3 protein-coding genes are annotated in these 1,234 nt (G+C 44.8%); all 3 read right to left on the minus strand.

The window, feature by feature from the left end:
* Positions 1–34: 34 nt before the first annotated feature.
* The 3 genes from GNE10_RS34620 to GNE10_RS34630 are packed head-to-tail and all read right to left on the minus strand — an operon-like array spanning position 35 to position 1,195.
* Complete coding sequence (locus GNE10_RS34620) at positions 35–268, minus strand: hypothetical protein (protein WP_185570519.1); 234 nt, start codon at positions 266–268, stop codon at positions 35–37.
* Positions 258–932 (minus strand): hypothetical protein, encoded by a 675-nt coding sequence (locus GNE10_RS34625; RefSeq protein ID WP_185570520.1) that lies wholly within the window; start codon positions 930–932, stop codon positions 258–260. Before GNE10_RS34625 ends, GNE10_RS34620 begins: the two co-directional genes overlap by 11 nt.
* Positions 929–1,195 carry a hypothetical protein gene (locus GNE10_RS34630; protein ID WP_185570521.1) on the minus strand — a complete coding sequence of 89 codons (267 nt, stop codon included), beginning with the start codon at positions 1,193–1,195 and terminating at the stop codon, positions 929–931. Before GNE10_RS34630 ends, GNE10_RS34625 begins: the two co-directional genes overlap by 4 nt.
* Positions 1,196–1,234: the final 39 nt, after the last annotated feature.

Genomic DNA, 1,234 nt, shown 5'->3' on the forward strand with positions numbered 1-1,234 from the left:
ATCGCAATTTAAAAAACTGCAATTCATCAGGCGGTTATTCTTCTTCGTCATGCTCTAATGAGTTAACAATTTCTATTAGCTTGTCGGAAGCTAAATCGAGGATTTCTCTCATTTCTACGTCAGTAACAGAATTTGCATATTCCTGCTTGTTCATGACTTTTAAAGCCGCGTCAATTTTGGCTTTAATGTGCTGTAAAGAATGCCAAAGTGGGTAATAATCCCATTCTGGATCGGGTTGTGGGATATCTGATAAATTTTCAATATTCATAAATTTCATCCTCGTCAAAATCGTCCGGTTCGCCAACTAAGAAATATTGGGTTTGGGGGTCAATTTGGTTAAGAGCATCAACGAAAGCCCGTCCGGTTAACACATCCAAAACTGAATAACCGCCCTGGGCAATTGCTGTTTGGATTTGATGCATTTTTAGCGCTTGTTTGAGTGCCGGTGTTCTAAGCCTGGGGTCAACGTCTTCAATGGAGTTGATTGGCGGCGGTACTTCATCACCCTCAATCCAGCGGGTGTACTGGCTGTTATAAAATTCCCGGTATGCTTTAGCAGATGGTGGCTGTGGTGCAGTTTCCAAAAAATCAGCAAGTTCTTTCTGTCTTTGAAACCCTTCTGGGCCGCATAGCATAGAATCGATCCACTCATGCTTCATAGAAAAGCCACCAGCTGCGGTTGCTTCTTGTGCCACCTCACTTGGGTCAGTACCGCAGTGGTGAGCAATAGTTTGAGCTAGGGCAATAGTTTGAATGCTACTTAGGCGCTCCAAGTCCACAATCCACAGCGTTACTTGTTCACCATCAGCTGTGGTCACGCGCTCCAGGGGGAATGGGTCACGCATGGGAATCATGCCGTCTGGGAACATGTCTAAGATTGGTTCGTAAGGGTTGCCGGGTTTGAGTTTCACCCAGGTGTCATGTTTGGTCATAATCTGCGGTTTTTGAAACGGTGACTATTACAATTGCAACGCTGCTCCATGAGTTCTGTAGCTTCAAGCCAAGCTTGCATAATTGCTGTGGCATTTTCGCGCTTGAAAGCTTGCTTATCGCCGTTGTGCCAAGTAACAATTGCAACAGGGTAACTGTGCAATACTTCGTCATATTCCAGTTGGCGAACCTGGGCTAAATTTATCCACCCAGCGCCGGGTGTTTTGCAACTAAACACTGATGGGGTATTAATGATGGTGTGCATTTTGCTAAACTAATTTTGGTATCGATTTATGGCGATCGC

The organism is Nostoc sp. 2RC (assembly GCF_014222165.1).
In the GTDB taxonomy this organism is placed as follows: Bacteria; Cyanobacteriota; Cyanobacteriia; order Cyanobacteriales; family Nostocaceae; genus Nostoc; species Nostoc linckia.